Annotated in this window: 15 protein-coding genes and 1 other RNA gene; 6 read left to right on the top strand and 10 right to left on the bottom strand. The window is 57.7% G+C overall.

What is annotated here, in order from left to right; all coding sequences use genetic code 11:
- The coding region (locus AC6RA8_RS16700) for an Rne/Rng family ribonuclease (protein ID WP_500354119.1) at positions 1-2658 on the top strand (2658 nt) is incomplete at its 5' end.
- 27 nt (positions 2659-2685) lie between these two features.
- Here the strand turns inward: AC6RA8_RS16700 and AC6RA8_RS16695 are convergent.
- Positions 2686-2913, bottom strand: coding sequence for a sulfurtransferase TusA family protein (locus tag AC6RA8_RS16695; protein WP_500354117.1), 228 nt, complete (start codon positions 2911-2913; stop codon positions 2686-2688).
- Between the two features lie 93 nt (positions 2914-3006).
- Between AC6RA8_RS16695 and AC6RA8_RS16690 the strand changes: the two genes are divergently transcribed.
- The 4 genes from AC6RA8_RS16690 to AC6RA8_RS16675 all read left to right on the top strand — a co-directional run bounded on the left by AC6RA8_RS16690 (position 3007) and on the right by AC6RA8_RS16675 (position 7355).
- Positions 3007-3759: a cytochrome c biogenesis CcdA family protein gene (locus AC6RA8_RS16690; protein WP_500354115.1), complete on the top strand. Its 753-nt coding sequence runs from the start codon at positions 3007-3009 to the stop codon at positions 3757-3759.
- Between the two features lie 59 nt (positions 3760-3818).
- The gene (locus AC6RA8_RS16685) at positions 3819-5039 is read left to right on the top strand and encodes a hypothetical protein (RefSeq protein ID WP_500354113.1); all 1221 of its coding nucleotides are present in this window, start codon (positions 3819-3821) and stop codon (positions 5037-5039) included.
- Positions 5036-6376, top strand: coding sequence for a cytochrome P450 (locus tag AC6RA8_RS16680; protein WP_500354111.1), 1341 nt, complete (start codon positions 5036-5038; stop codon positions 6374-6376). Before AC6RA8_RS16685 ends, AC6RA8_RS16680 begins: the two co-directional genes overlap by 4 nt.
- An 85-nt stretch (positions 6377-6461) precedes the next feature.
- Positions 6462-7355: a fructose bisphosphate aldolase gene (locus AC6RA8_RS16675; RefSeq protein WP_500354109.1), complete on the top strand. Its 894-nt coding sequence runs from the start codon at positions 6462-6464 to the stop codon at positions 7353-7355.
- A 126-nt stretch (positions 7356-7481) separates the two neighbouring features.
- On the opposite strand, the gene AC6RA8_RS16670 is transcribed toward AC6RA8_RS16675, so the two are convergent.
- From AC6RA8_RS16670 to fumC, 4 genes are read right to left on the bottom strand one after another with little or no spacing between them, the layout of a single operon-like run.
- Entirely contained in the window at positions 7482-7700 is a 219-nt protein-coding gene (locus tag AC6RA8_RS16670) for a ribbon-helix-helix domain-containing protein (RefSeq protein WP_500354107.1), read from the bottom strand.
- Positions 7697-7858 carry a hypothetical protein gene (locus AC6RA8_RS16665; RefSeq protein ID WP_500354105.1) on the bottom strand — a complete coding sequence of 54 codons (162 nt, stop codon included), beginning with the start codon at positions 7856-7858 and terminating at the stop codon, positions 7697-7699. Before AC6RA8_RS16665 ends, AC6RA8_RS16670 begins: the two co-directional genes overlap by 4 nt.
- Positions 7859-7899: 41 nt before the next feature.
- Positions 7900-8112, bottom strand: a complete 213-nt coding sequence (locus AC6RA8_RS16660; protein ID WP_500354103.1) for a DUF4169 family protein — start codon at positions 8110-8112, stop codon at positions 7900-7902.
- Positions 8109-9500: a class II fumarate hydratase gene (gene fumC, locus AC6RA8_RS16655; protein WP_500354101.1), complete on the bottom strand. Its 1392-nt coding sequence runs from the start codon at positions 9498-9500 to the stop codon at positions 8109-8111. The genes AC6RA8_RS16660 and fumC overlap by 4 nt, the downstream gene beginning before the upstream one ends.
- A 178-nt stretch (positions 9501-9678) precedes the next feature.
- On the opposite strand from fumC, the gene AC6RA8_RS16650 reads away from it, so the two are divergent.
- Positions 9679-10248: a hypothetical protein gene (locus AC6RA8_RS16650; protein WP_500354099.1), complete on the top strand. Its 570-nt coding sequence runs from the start codon at positions 9679-9681 to the stop codon at positions 10246-10248.
- 8 nt (positions 10249-10256) lie between these two features.
- Here AC6RA8_RS16650 and AC6RA8_RS16645 read toward each other — a convergent pair whose 3' ends face one another.
- The 5 genes from AC6RA8_RS16645 to ssrA all read right to left on the bottom strand — a co-directional run.
- A complete protein-coding gene (locus AC6RA8_RS16645) occupies positions 10257-10763 on the bottom strand; it encodes an SspB family protein (protein WP_500354097.1) in 507 nt (168 codons plus the stop codon).
- A 76-nt stretch (positions 10764-10839) separates the two neighbouring features.
- A complete protein-coding gene (gene chrA / locus AC6RA8_RS16640; protein WP_500354095.1) occupies positions 10840-12090 on the bottom strand; it encodes a chromate efflux transporter in 1251 nt (416 codons plus the stop codon).
- Entirely contained in the window at positions 12087-12812 is a 726-nt protein-coding gene (locus AC6RA8_RS16635; RefSeq protein WP_500354093.1) for a rhodanese-like domain-containing protein, read from the bottom strand. The genes chrA and AC6RA8_RS16635 overlap by 4 nt, the downstream gene beginning before the upstream one ends.
- 326 nt (positions 12813-13138) lie before the next feature.
- The gene (locus tag AC6RA8_RS16630; RefSeq protein ID WP_500354091.1) at positions 13139-13567 is read right to left on the bottom strand and encodes an ester cyclase; all 429 of its coding nucleotides are present in this window, start codon (positions 13565-13567) and stop codon (positions 13139-13141) included.
- A 98-nt stretch (positions 13568-13665) separates the two neighbouring features.
- Positions 13666-13818, bottom strand: a transfer-messenger RNA (tmRNA) gene (gene ssrA, locus AC6RA8_RS16625); the annotation flags it as partial.

The raw sequence follows: 13818 nt of genomic DNA, 5'->3' as shown, positions 1-13818 counted from the left end.
TTTGACTTTGAATCCGAAAACAAACGCCAGCTTGCTGGTAACATCTATCTCGCAAAGGTAACACGGGTCGAACCGTCGCTTCAGGCGGCTTTCGTGGACTATGGCGGCAATCGCCATGGGTTCCTTGCGTTCTCGGAAATCCACCCGGACTATTACCAGATCCCTGTCGCCGACCGCGAGGCGTTGATGGAGGAAGAGCGCGCCTATGCTGAGGCGATGAAGGCGCGCGACGACGAAGACGAAAAGCCCAAGCCAAGTCGCAAGCGGTCGTCGCGGTCGAAATCCAAAGCGTCCAAGGCCGCTGATACCGACGCCAAGGTATCGACCGAGATTGAGGGAATGGAGACCATTGACCTCGACACAGGTGCTGATGCGGAAACGGATGTTTCCGTTCCAGAAGGAGAGGCCTCCTCTCCAATGGAAACAGTCAAGGATACGCCCGTTGATACGCCGGAAGCGGGCGAAGAGATTGCAGAGCCCGACGACACCGCGGAGAAAGCTGAACTGGTCGAAGCGGATGCCGAAGAAGAGACCTCTGACTCCGAAGCGGTGGCGGTAGAAGAAGCGGAAAATGCTGCAGATGCAGGCGACGCTGGTGCGGCAGAGCAAGATGCTTCGACTGCCGATGCCGGTGAGGATGATGACGTCAAAGCCAAGGGGTCAGATGCTACATTCAAGGATGACAGCATCGAGTCCGTGGCGGACGAGGACGACAGCGAAGACATTCGTCCCCCGCGCAAGCCTCGCCCGCGTCGCTACAAGATTCAGGAAGTCATCAAAGTCCGGCAGATCCTATTGGTGCAGGTCGTCAAGGAAGAACGCGGCAACAAGGGTGCTGCGCTCACCACGTACCTGTCTTTGGCCGGTCGCTACTGCGTCCTGATGCCGAACACAGCCCGCGGTGGAGGCATCTCCCGCAAGATCACCAATGCTGCGGATCGTAAGAAGCTCAAGGAAATTGCCAACGAGATCGAAGTGCCGCAGGGCGCTGGCCTTATTGTGCGCACGGCAGGCGCCAAGCGAACGAAGGCAGAGATCAAGCGCGACTACGAGTATCTGCAGCGTCTCTGGGAACAGATCCGCGAGTTGACCCTGAAGTCCATCGCGCCAGCGAAAATCTATGAAGAGGGCGACCTGATCAAACGATCGATCCGCGATTTGTATAATCGCGAGATTGACGAGGTGTTTGTCGAAGGTGAGCGCGGCTACCGCATCGCCAAGGACTTCATGAAGATGATCATGCCGTCCCACGCCAAGAACGTGAAGCAATACCAAGACAGCCTGCCGCTGTTCGCCCGTTACCAAGTCGAAACGTATTTGGGTGGCATGTTCAACCCGACCGTTCAGTTGAAGTCGGGCGGCTACATCGTCATCGGTGTGACCGAGGCGCTTGTGGCCATCGACGTGAACTCGGGCCGGGCGACCAAGGAAGGATCGATCGAGGAAACAGCGCTCAAGACCAACCTTGAGGCCGCAGATGAGGTTGCCCGCCAGTTGCGTCTGCGTGACCTTGCCGGCCTGATCGTTATCGACTTCATCGACATGGACGAGCGCAAGAACAACTCGGCCGTTGAAAAGCGTATGAAGGACCGGTTGAAAACGGATCGTGCGCGGATTCAGGTGGGTCGGATTTCCGGCTTTGGCTTAATGGAGATGAGCCGACAGCGCCTGCGCCCCGGCATGATCGAGGCTACGACACAGCCCTGTCAGGCCTGTCACGGCACGGGTCTGATCCGCTCGGATGACAACCTGGCATTGTCCATCCTGCGCCAGATTGAAGAAGAAGGTACGCGCCGCCGGTCGCGCGAGGTGTTGATCAAAGCGCCCGTCGGGATTGCTAACTTCCTGATGAACCAGAAACGCGAGCACATCGCGCAGATCGAGGGCCGGTACGGTCTTTCGGTGCGTATCGAAGGTGACCCGCATCTGGTCAGCCCCGACTTTTCGCTTGAGAAGTTCAAGACGGCAACCCGTGTGGTAAAGGCCGTTGATATGCCTGTCGTCTCTGTTGACACGTCGATCATGGATCAGGTGGATGAGGACGAGGATGCAGCGCAGGCAGACGCACCGGATGCGCCCACGGGCGAGGATGAGGAAGCCAAACCTAAGCGTCGGCGCCGTCGTCGTCGCAGCCGGAGCCGCAGCAAATCATCCTCTGCCGATGTGAATGAGGCAAGTGCGGATCAGCCCGAGGCTGAGGTTGCAGAAGGCTTGGAAACGGTGACAGATGAGGCCGCGCCGCCGGCCGAGGAAGCCGAGGCCGTGCCGAAGAAGAAAACGACCCGTAGCCGGTCATCTCGGTCGCGGACTTCGACTAAGGCCAAGGCTGACGCGGCAGAAGCCGAGGCAAAGCCGCAAGATGCGTCAGGTGAGGCGGAGAGTGCGCCCGAGACTGTGGAGTCACCTACTGAGGAATCGGCGCCCAAGAAAACCACGCGATCGACGCGATCACGCAGCACCAAGTCGAAGACGGCCAAGGCCGAGGAGACGCCCGCAGTGGCTGCAGAGGCAAGTGCCGAGGACGTGGCGGTGGTGGCGACGGACCCTGCACCTATCGAAGAGGTGAAGGGTCCAGAAGCCGTCGCTGAGGCTCCTGCGCCTGCACCAGAAGAACCGCCAAAGCCCAAAAAACGCGGCTGGTGGTCGCTTGGAAAATAAGTAGAGGGGCGTGCCAGCGGCGCGCCCTTATCCTTTGCGGATTGTGTAGCGCTGGATTGGACCGTCTGTATCGGCTGACACAAGTGTATGACCTGCCTCGCTACAGAAATGGGGCACGTCTACCACGGCTGCAGGATCGTCAGCCGCGATAATCAACAAGTCGCCGGCGGAAAGCTTTTGCAGGCGCTTGCGTGCCTTGAGTACGGGCAAGGGACATAGCAGCCCGACCGCATCCAGTTCATGTGCGTCATTCATAAATGCCGAAATAGGCGCGATGTTACATCCTGTCCACAGACATGTGACCGTGTCGCACGTGACGTGCGGGTTAAGGACGGTTAGGTGGGTGATATGTTCGGAATCGATATCATCGATGCAAGCCTGATCCCCGCTATGAGCGTTGCGCTTCTGGCTGGCATCATCAGCTTTCTAAGCCCTTGCGTGCTGCCCATTGTGCCGCCGTACCTGGCGTATATGTCGGGCATGACCGTCGGCGAGATGTCAGAAGGGCAGTCGGGACGCAGCCGTGCGACTGTAACAGCTTTGTTCTTCGTGCTTGGCCTGTCGACGGTCTTCATTATTCTCGGCTTCGCTGCGTCAGCCTTTGGCGCGTTCTTTTTGCAAAACCAGATACTGTTCGCACAGATATCCGGCGCTGTGATCATGGTTTTTGGCCTACATTTTCTGGGCGTATTCCGCATTCCGTTCCTGGATCGTGAGGCCCGCATGGATGCAGGGGATCACGGCGGGTCCTCCTTTGGTGCGTATATCCTTGGGCTCGCTTTCGCATTCGGCTGGACGCCATGTATTGGTCCACAATTGGGTGCCATTCTGACTCTTGCCGCATCCGAAGCCTCGGTCACACGCGGTACATTCCTGCTCGGCATTTACGCGGCTGGCTTGGGTATTCCGTTCCTGTTGGCCGCAATGTTCATGAGCCGGGCGATGGGCTTCATGAACAGGATCAAGCGGCACATGGCCTTGATTGAAAAAGTTATGGGCGGGTTGCTGTTGCTGGTCGGTGCAGCGATGCTGTTCGGGCTGTTCACGCGGTTTTCGTTCTGGCTGCTGGAACAGTTCCCAGCACTCGCCACATTGGGCTAAGCGGTCACAGCCTTACTTTGGCCGTAGAAGCGCGCTAGGTTGCACCAAAAGGTGCATGAATGAGCAGGCAGCATCCAAAATCCGTCTCGCGTCGCCGGGTGTTCTACATTCCGGGCTACGACCCGATTCATCCCCGTCGCTACCGCGAGCTTTATCGCAAGGAAGGCGCGGCACAGGCGGACATCTCGGGTTACCAGATTGCGCTGCGTCCGGCCTCCAATTCCGAACACTACGGCTGGCAGGTCGATGCCGAAATCGATGGCGCAAATGTGCATGCTGATATCGAAGTGCTGGTCTGGTCCGACATTGTGCGTGGGTCAATGGAGGCGTCGATCCCCGGCACATATCTGCAATTGGTGCGCACCGCATGGACCTACATTGCCTCGGGCGCGCTACGGCGGTTGATGCGGCTTCGAAAAGGGCCTGTGGTTGCCGCATTGTACCCCGTTGGCATGTTGCTAGGGCAGGCCTTGCTGGCTTTCTTTCTCTGGTATGTCTTGTGGCGCTTCGGCGCCGTGTTTGGCGTCATTGGAGCTTGGGGCGGTCTACTTCTCGGCGCTGCGGCGTGCATCATTCTTATGCGTTGGTTCAAGGCTAAGGATGGCAAGATCTTTGCCTACTACCTCATGCATGACTATGCCTATTCCGCTGCATCCAAGGGGGCGAACCCACCCGCATTGGAAGAGCGTATGCGTGACTTCCAGAGCGGTATAGCGGAGGCTCTGTCAGGAGACGTCGACGAAGTGCTGATCGTCGGTCATTCGTCTGGCGCTCATCTGGCGGTTTCCATCCTGGCGGACTTGTTCCGAGCGGGGCAGGTGCCCGCCAATGGCCCTGCACTGGCATTCCTGTCCTTGGGGCAGGTGGTGCCAATGGTATCCTTCTTGCCGGACGCACACCGCCTGCGTGCAGATCTGCAATATCTGTCGGTTCAGGACACATTGACATGGGTCGATGTGACGGCGCCGGGGGACGGATGCGCCTTTGCGCTGTGTGATCCCGTGTCGGTCTCGGGTGTTGCACCCGAGAACAAGCGCTGGCCGTTGGTATTCTCTGCCGCCTTCACTCAGACCTTAAGTCCCGAACGCTGGAAGGAACTGCGCTGGCGTTTCTTTCGGCTGCATTTTCAGTATCTCTGTGCGTTCGACCGGCCCAAGGATTACGATTACTTCCAGATCACAGCGGGGCCGCAGACATTGGCGGATCGATACGCAGATCGGCCACCGTCAAAATCCCGTATCGACCACGCAGTGTCGAAATACACGTCAGTCGCTGCATGATTCCGCCCAAACCACCCAGCCGCCCCGACCGTGTGTCATTATGGCGATACATGCAGCTCTTTCGGCAGGACATCCTGTCAGCCCAGCCTGCGCGTTTGTACCGCGCCTGGATGGCAGAGTTTCGGACGCCTTTTTTCCGCAGCTACCTGATGAACCAACCGGAGTTGGTAAAGACGGTCCTGAAAGATCGCCCCGGGGACTTCCCAAAATCTGACCGTGTGAGTGAGGGGTTGCGCCCGCTCCTAGGCAACTCGGTGTTTCTAACCAATGGAGAGACATGGAAACGCCAACGGCGCATTATCGATCCGGCGTTTGAGGGCGGGCGCCTGCGCGAAACGTTCCCGGCCATGTGGGACGCCTCTGAAGCGGCGGCTGCGCGATTGCCGGAAGGTGTGGTTGAGATCGAAGAACAGACCAGCCATGCAGCAGCCGATGTCATTTTCCGCACGCTCTTTTCCATTCCGATTGAGGACGAGCTGGCCAGCGCCGTGTTTCGCGAATTCCGTGCCTATCAGCGCAGCCAACCAATCCTGAACCTTGCTGCCTTTGTCCCACTACCGCGTTGGATGCCACGGCTGTTTCGTCGGGACACGAGGGCGAGCGCGGCGCGCATTCGGACGTTGATTGCCCAGTTGGTCGATCAACGTGCCCAGGAGATTGCACAAGGCACCGCGCCTGATGATCTGGCAACCAAGATCATGACGACACATGACCCCGAAACCGGCGAGACCTTTTCCCCGGAAGAAATGGTGGATCAGGTCGCGATCTTTTTCTTGGCGGGTCACGAAACCAGCGCATCCGCGCTCGCCTGGGCACTGTATTTGATGGCTCTTTACCCGGAGTGGCAAGAAAAAGTGGCAGCGGAGGCAAAGGCTCTGACGGACTGCGATTTCGCTGTGATGTCAAAACTGCCGATGACCCGAGACGTGTTTCGCGAGACGCTTCGCCTGTACCCACCGGTCCCGATGATGGTGCGCGAGGCGGCTTGTCCTGAAAGGTTCCGGGATCGTGAAGTGCGCCAGGGCAGCCAGCTGGTGTTGAGCCCGTGGCATTTGCACCGTCATGAGCGTTTGTGGGAACGTCCGGACGAGTTCGATCCAGGTCGGTGGCAAACCGAAAACGGCAAGGCATGTGGGCGTGACGCCTATATTCCATTTTCTGTTGGCGCCCGGGTGTGTACCGGCGCCGGGTTTGCCATGGTCGAAGGTCCGCTGATTCTGGCGCGGCTGTTGCGTGATGCCCGGGTATCGTGCGTGGATGGACGGGTGCCCGTACCGGTGGCGCACCTGACTGTTCGCGCAAAAGACGGAATCTGGCTGGATATCGGCAAAAGATAGCGCAAACAGGGGCTTGGCGGGATTTCTTGCGGGTCGGTAATGCGTTACGTCTGATGCAATTGAAGTCATGACTTTGGAGCACGGTATGACCGACTTTGCCAAGATGCAGGACCAGATGGAAAACGGAAGCGGCTTCATCGCTGCCTTGGACCAGTCTGGCGGGTCCACGCCAAAGGCGCTTGCGCTGTATGGGGTGGATGCTGCGGATTACGGATCCGAGGACGAGATGTTTGCCGAGATCCAGAAGATGCGGGAACGCATCATCCTGAGCCCAGATTTCACAAGCGCCAAGGTCATCGGCGCAATCTTGTTCGAAAAAACACTGCATGAACAGATCGAAGCGCAGGCGGTGCCGTCATACCTGTGGGACAAGCGTGGCGTGGTGCCATTTCTGAAGATCGACAAGGGGCTCCAGGACGAGGCCGACAGTGTTCAGTTGCTCAAACCCATTCCCGGACTGGCGGATACTCTGGCAGCGGCCAAGGCAATGGGCATCTACGGCACCAAGGAACGGTCTGTGATCCACGGAGCCAATGCGGATGGGATCAAGGCGATTGTCGCAAACCAGTTCGACGTCGCGCATGAGGTGATTTCTGCAGGTATGGTCCCGATCATCGAGCCGGAAGTGAATATTCATTCCGAAACCAAGGCAGAGGCTGAAACGATCCTGGCCGACGTCCTGATGGCGCAGACGGAGGCATTGGGCGAAGGCCAGGACATCATGCTGAAACTGACCTTGCCCGAACAACCCGGCATCTATGATGCATTGGCAGATCATCCGCGGGTGCAGCGGGTTGTTGCGCTGTCTGGTGGGTATTCGACGCAAGATGCCAGTGCGCGGCTTGCACAGAACCACAAGATGATCGCGAGCTTCAGTCGTGCGCTGACCGAAGGGTTGCAGCGCGACATGACTGACGATGGCTTTCACGCCGCGCTTGGCGGAAACATCAATCAGATTTTCGAAGCATCCATCGCTTAGTTTGGTCAACGACGAAACACTGCGAACCCGCTCTCTCTCAAGGAGGGCGGGTTTATACTTTGTTTGATTTTATCGGGTTGCCATGCTCGAAGCGGCAGCAAGTCGATTTGTCGTGATGGTGAGTGCTTAGCCGTCCATCCACCGCTTGAGCACATAGACGCGAATTGCAGAGGCCAGTCCGACATCGGTGCCACGGCTCGCATCAATTTCAGCTGCCAAGTCGTTGATTGGGCGACGCTCTTCTTCCGCAATCCTGCGGAAGGCGTTCCAAAATTCGGGTTCAAGTGACACGCTGGTGCGATGACCCTTGAGGGTGAGGGAGTGCTTTTGTGGCCGGGTGCTCACTGCTCTGCCCAGAACCGGCGGGCGGGGTCAAGCTGGGCAATGCGTTCATATGTGTTCAGCAGACGCGCCAACGATCCTTCATTGGCACGAATATAGCGGCGCGCGCGGCGCAGGGCGCGAATCCGGTCACGCACGGCTGTGTCATGTGTCTGTGTCATGGAACACCTATAACTCTCAACGCGGCGAATTTGACTTGGATTTATGGCTTTTTGTCGTTCCCATTCGCACCATACGGGGACGTTTCGGCGGCTTTGCCATCCAATTCTCGCGCCGACCGGGAGTTTTCCCGCTTTGCGCGATCCTTTTCTGCCTTGGTCAGCCCAAACGTGACCGCATTGGCATCGGCGCGCGCCTTCTTCTCAGCGCGCGCACGGGCCTTGCGGACCTTGTTCAGGTTGATCGGTGTGCTCACTTGGGGCCAATCATGTTTTCGGGGCGCACCACTTCATTGAACCGTTCTTCGGTGACAAAGCCCAGTTTCACGGCTTCCTCGATCAGCGTGGTGCCGTTCTTATGCGCGGTTTTGGCTACCTTCGTGGCGTTGTCATAGCCGATTTCCGGCGCCAGCGCGGTGACGAGCATGAGCGACTCGCGCATTAACTTGTCGATGCGCACCTCGTCTGCCTGTAGTCCGTCCACTAGATTGTCCGTGAACGCCGAACATGCATCCCCCAGCAACTGCATGGATTGCAGCACGTTGTAGGCCATCATGGGTTTGTAGACGTTCAGTTCGAAATGACCCTGTGAACCGGCAAAGCCCACGGCAGCGTCGTTGCCCATGACATGCGCGCACACTTGTGTCAGCGCCTCGCATTGGGTTGGGTTCACCTTGCCCGGCATAATGGACGAACCCGGCTCATTCTCGGGCAGAACCAGTTCACCAAGGCCGCAGCGAGGGCCGGAACCGAGAAGGCGAATGTCGTTAGCGATCTTGAAGAGCGATGCTGCGACTGTCTTCAAAGCGCCGGATATCTCGACCATGGCATCATGCGCGGCAAGTGCTTCGAACTTGTTGGGGGCCGTGACAAAGGGCAGGCCGGTAATGTCGGCCATGTGGCCCGCGACCGCCTCGGCCCAACCGACCTTGGTATTCAGACCGGTGCCCACGGCCGTGCCGCCTTGTGCCAACTCATAGATGCGGCCCAGCGCGTCCTTGACCCGTTGGATGCCCATCGCAACTTGATGGCTGTAGCCGGAAAACTCCTGGCTGAGCGTCAAAGGGGTTGCGTCCTGTGTGTGGGTGCGCCCGATTTTGATGATCCCATCGAACTGAGCGACCTTGGCTTCGAGTGCGGCGTGCAGCTTTTCAAGACCGGGCAATAGCACGTCGCGCGCTGTCATCGCGGTCGAGATGTGCATAGCCGTCGGAAATGTGTCGTTCGACGATTGGCCCATATTGCAGTGATCATTGGGGTGCACTGGGTCCTTTGAGCCTATGACGCCGCCCAGAATCTCGATTGCGCGGTTCGCGATCACCTCATTGGCGTTCATGTTGGATTGTGTGCCGGACCCCGTCTGCCAGACCACAAGTGGAAAGTTGTCGTCAAGCTTGCCTGCAACGACTTCACCCGCCGCTTCAATGATCGCGTCGGCCAGCTTTGCGTCAAGCGTGCCCTGCGCCTTGTTCTGTATGGCACAGGCTTTCTTGATCACACCAAGTGCGCGCACTACGGCCACAGGCTGCTTTTCCCAACCAATCGGGAAGTTCATGATGGAGCGTTGCGTCTGCGCACCCCAATACTTGTCGGCTGGAACCTCCAGCGGACCAAAGCTGTCGGATTCAGTGCGGGTGTCGGCCATGGAGCGGCTCCTTTTACGCGTGTCGTCGTGATGCCATGCATCTACCGGCCAAGGGCAGTGCAGACAAGGACTGGTGCGCTGGATCATGCATGATGTCATCACACATTGGCGAACCGAGGGTGCATCCTTGTGCGAGCGTTCCTATATCTGAGGAAACAGGAGGAAAAAGGACCACCTCATGAATGTCTCACGTGCACTTGCTGGCGGCTCTATGCGACCCTTTTTTGCTGCCCTCTTTGCACTAAGCTTTGCCATGCTCGCATTGGCAGCACCTGTACGGGCCGATATTGCACCATTTGTTGGTGAGTACTCGGGCAGTGCCGATGTTGTGCAAGCGGACGGAACAAAGCTTCCCCGCGATATGAGCGTAAAGATCGACAAAACGAAGTACGGGTTCACTGTCACCTGGACCTCGGTCACGCACAGAGCATCTGGTAAGATGTCTGAAAAATCATATTCCATTGATTTTGTGCCAAGCGGTCGAGGCGACGTCTATGCAGCGGCTCAGAGAAAGAATGTTTTCGGTCACGAAGTTCAGCTCGACCCGATGAAGGGTGAACCTTATGTTTGGGCGCGCATCGATGAAGAGACGTTGACTGTTTACTCACTTTTCGTGGACACCGATGGTGGCTACAGCCTACAGCAATATGACCGCACATTGACGGAAGGTGGATTGAACTTGAACTTCCAGAACATCCGGGACGGTGAAATCCTGCGCGCTGTGGAAACATTTCTGACCCGGGATTGATTACCGGATTACTTCCTGAAACTGTCCAGAGACACGATGTCGGCATCTTTGCCCTCATCGTCGGTCTTCGCTCTGTCTTCAAGTGCTGGTTTGGGGGCAGCGGGTGCGCGGCTTGGTAGGATTTCCGGAGGCGTCGCTGGCGTGGCTTCGTCTTCGTCTTCGCCTTGGGTTTCAAAGCGGAGCCCAAACTCGACCGACGGATCTACAAAGGTCTTGATCGCATCGTAAGGTATGTAGAGCGGTTCCGGCGCATCGCCGAAATTCAGTGTCACCGCGAAGCCTTCTGCGCCGACATCAAGCTTGTCATACCAGTGCTGCATCACCACCGTCATTTCACCCGGGTAGCGATCACTCAGCCAATCTGCCAGCTCGGCGTCCGGATGGCTTGTGTCGAAAGTAATGAAGAAATGATGTGCCCCAGGTAGCCCGTACTGGGCAACATCCGTCAACACCTTCCGGATAAGGCCGCGCATGGCCTCGTGCATCAGGTTGCCGTAATCAATGCTCCGGCTCATGGTGATCCTCGTGCTGCGTGTATCAACCATATCCCAATTTAACGCAGAGGGAAGAGGTGGCGCGCGTTCAACGGGATTAAACCAGCCCCAAAAGCGAAAGTGCGCAACCTGACGCCGCCACGATGGCCAATGTCGCCAGCAAACTGACGCGCAAGCGCAGCATAAAGAATGCCGCGGCAACGGTGAGGGCGATCGCCCAGGGATTGACGGTCGAGATATCCGGGACGGGTAGGGCGCCGATTTTGGCTGTTCGGACATCTGCAAACATGACGTGCAGGGCAAACCAAACGGATAAGTTGAGGATGACGCCGACCACCGCGGCTGTGATACCCTGCAATGCGGCCGACAGGCGAGGCCGTGTAGCGATGTGATCCAGATATGGTCCAGCTACAAATATCCAGAGAAAGCATGGCACGAAGGTCACCCACAGCGTCAGCGCTCCTGCGCCGAAGGCAAGGGCCAGACCTCCCTGGGCGTAGCCTGCAAGCAGTGCCACGAACTCGGTCACAAGGATCAGCGGGCCGGGCGTGGTTTCTGCAAGCCCCAGTGCGTCTAACATCTGACCGGTTGTGATCCAACCGTGATCCTGGACCACCTGCTGGGTCATGTAGGCGAGCACCGCGTACGCCCCGCCAAACGTGACGACGGCAAGTTTGGAAAAGAACAGACCGATCTCGAGTAGGAAACTCTGATCAGTGAGCCAAAGCGGAACCAGCGGCGTGAGCCAAAGTGTGCCGAAAACCGCGATGGTGCGCCCAGTTTGGGTTTTGACCGGGGCGGGATCGCGCACGTTGGCCGGACCAGCACGCAGCGCGCCGACGAGGCCCGCACCAATCACGACCAGAGGGAAAGGAATACCAAATACGAAAAGGGCCACAAAGGCCGCGCCAGCAAGGCACCATGCGATTAGGCCGCTAAGTGCCTTTTGTCCCAACCGCATAAGCGCCTGCAACACTACGACGATGACAGCCGCCTTGATGCCAAGGAACGCGGCCTGCACCATCGGCACATCGCCGAAGCGAATATAGGCCAGTGCCAGAACAAGGATCACAGCGGCCCCCGGTATGACAAAGAGCGATCCGGCGAGCAGCCCACCAGCCACGCCGCGCAACCGCCACCCGGCATATGTCGCCAACTGCATGGCCTCGGGTCCCGGCAGAAGCATGCAAAGCGACAGTGCGCGCAGGTATTGATCCTCGGACAGCCACTTCTCGCGCGTTACGAGCGTTTCATGCATCAATGCGATTTGTGCAGCAGGTCCACCGAAGGACAGCACGCCGATGCGCCCAAAAACCTGGGTAAGTCGGGACCAGCTCTGTTCCATCATGCGACCTCCCGCTGACTGGATTGGCGATGGAGCAGCCAAGCCGTGTCAAGAAACGGCATGGCGGCCTGGGCCAACTCTTCATCACCTTCATGAAGATTGAGCAACACGCCAAGTAGCGGTGTGACGGGAGATGTGAGAGCCTCAACGGACGCAACAAAGTCCATGAGATCAGAGCAAATGAGGCCTTTGGCGGCAAAACTCTGAGCAAGCGGTGTTTCGGGTAGAACGTGTGCCTTAAAGCGCGTCGCGACGTCCTGTGCATAAACGGCCGGCACCCACAACAGTGTTGCATCTGGATCATACCAGCGTCGAATTACCCACGCCGCAAGACACGCCTTTGCGTCTTGTGTCGCGGGCAGAACCCAAGGGGTTCCGGGTGTCGGCGCGGAGTTTAATGCAAGGCGCGGGTGATGCGCAGAACACCACGCAGTATTACCACCTTCTAATGCGCGCGCGTCAAAGCCCATGCTGCGCAACATGGCAGTGGCGCCGTGCGACAGTTTCAAACCTTTTTGGCAAACCGTTACAATGGGAATGCCTTTCGGCGGCAAAGCGCACCAATTCTGTATATCAAGGTGCGGGACATGGTGCGCCGCAGGCAACCGCCAAGGATCGGCGGCCATATCCTCGGGCAGGGAGACATCAATCAGACGAGGTGCCTTGCCGGTTCCGAGCAGAGGCAGCAATTCCGTTGCAGATATTGAGTGGGTTTCGTGTTCCATTGTGGCATCCTTTGGTCACAACAAAAGGATGCGACGTTTGGGCCACTATGTGTTCAGCCTGATGGGGCAGTCGCATTGGCCCCTTCTGCAAGCTTGCGCATTGATGTTGTTCAGGTCAACCTTTTGCACTGTTGAACGTCTGGAAAAGCTGGATGTAAGTCCACGACGGGCGCGCTGCTCAACAAACAACTCGACATACTTTTCGGTGCTCACGTCGCTGGGTGTCCGCGTGCATTAAATTCCAGTGGTAAACATTTTACGTTGCGAATTTTTTGGTATTGAGAAATGCGGTGTCACTTGCTCGGCACGAGCAAAAAACACCACGCTTACCGCAGGCGGGTTCCCCCAAGCATGATGGCCATTGCGTTTTCAGGCAGTAAGCTGAGCTGTTCGAACAACGTCAGTGAATCCGTGCCTGTGTAAATCTCGACCATTTGGGTGCCCTCGAACCGCGCGATCACTTGGCCAAAAACATGTACGGGATCGCCTGTGTCCGCCGAGTGACTCTTTATCTCGACCAGGGCCGAAAGCCAGTCATCTTGCTCCATGGTGATGGGCAACGTGATCTCGATGGGGCCAAGCAGTTCGCGGACCATGGTCACCAGCTCGCTCAGATCTTCGATCGAAAAGGGGGTATCGCCCATGATCCCACGCGATCGGGCGTTGGGCGCAAGGAATTTGGGGATCGCATCAAGTTCGCCCTTGATCCAGACCTCATCATACCAGCCTTGCAGGGTCTGGACCTTGTGCGGCATGCGCCCCTCGTATTCAAACAGACTATTTGCACCCCAGCGATAGCGCCGGAGCCTTAACAATCTTTGAAGCTGTGGGGAAAACTCGAAGTCTTTGTGAAAGTGCAGGCTTCTGTTGCCAGGTGCCTGCGAACCCCGCCTAACGCGGCTAGGCGCTAGGGCTTAAAGTCGGTTCGACTAGGACTGCTTACGCAGCCATAGCAACCGGAGCACGATTGTCGTTTGCAATTGTACTGTTTTCGCCGGTAACGGTG

The organism is Tateyamaria sp. (assembly GCF_059783535.1).
Note: the sequence above shows the minus strand (reverse complement) of the source record. Positions and strands in the feature narration are given on the sequence as shown.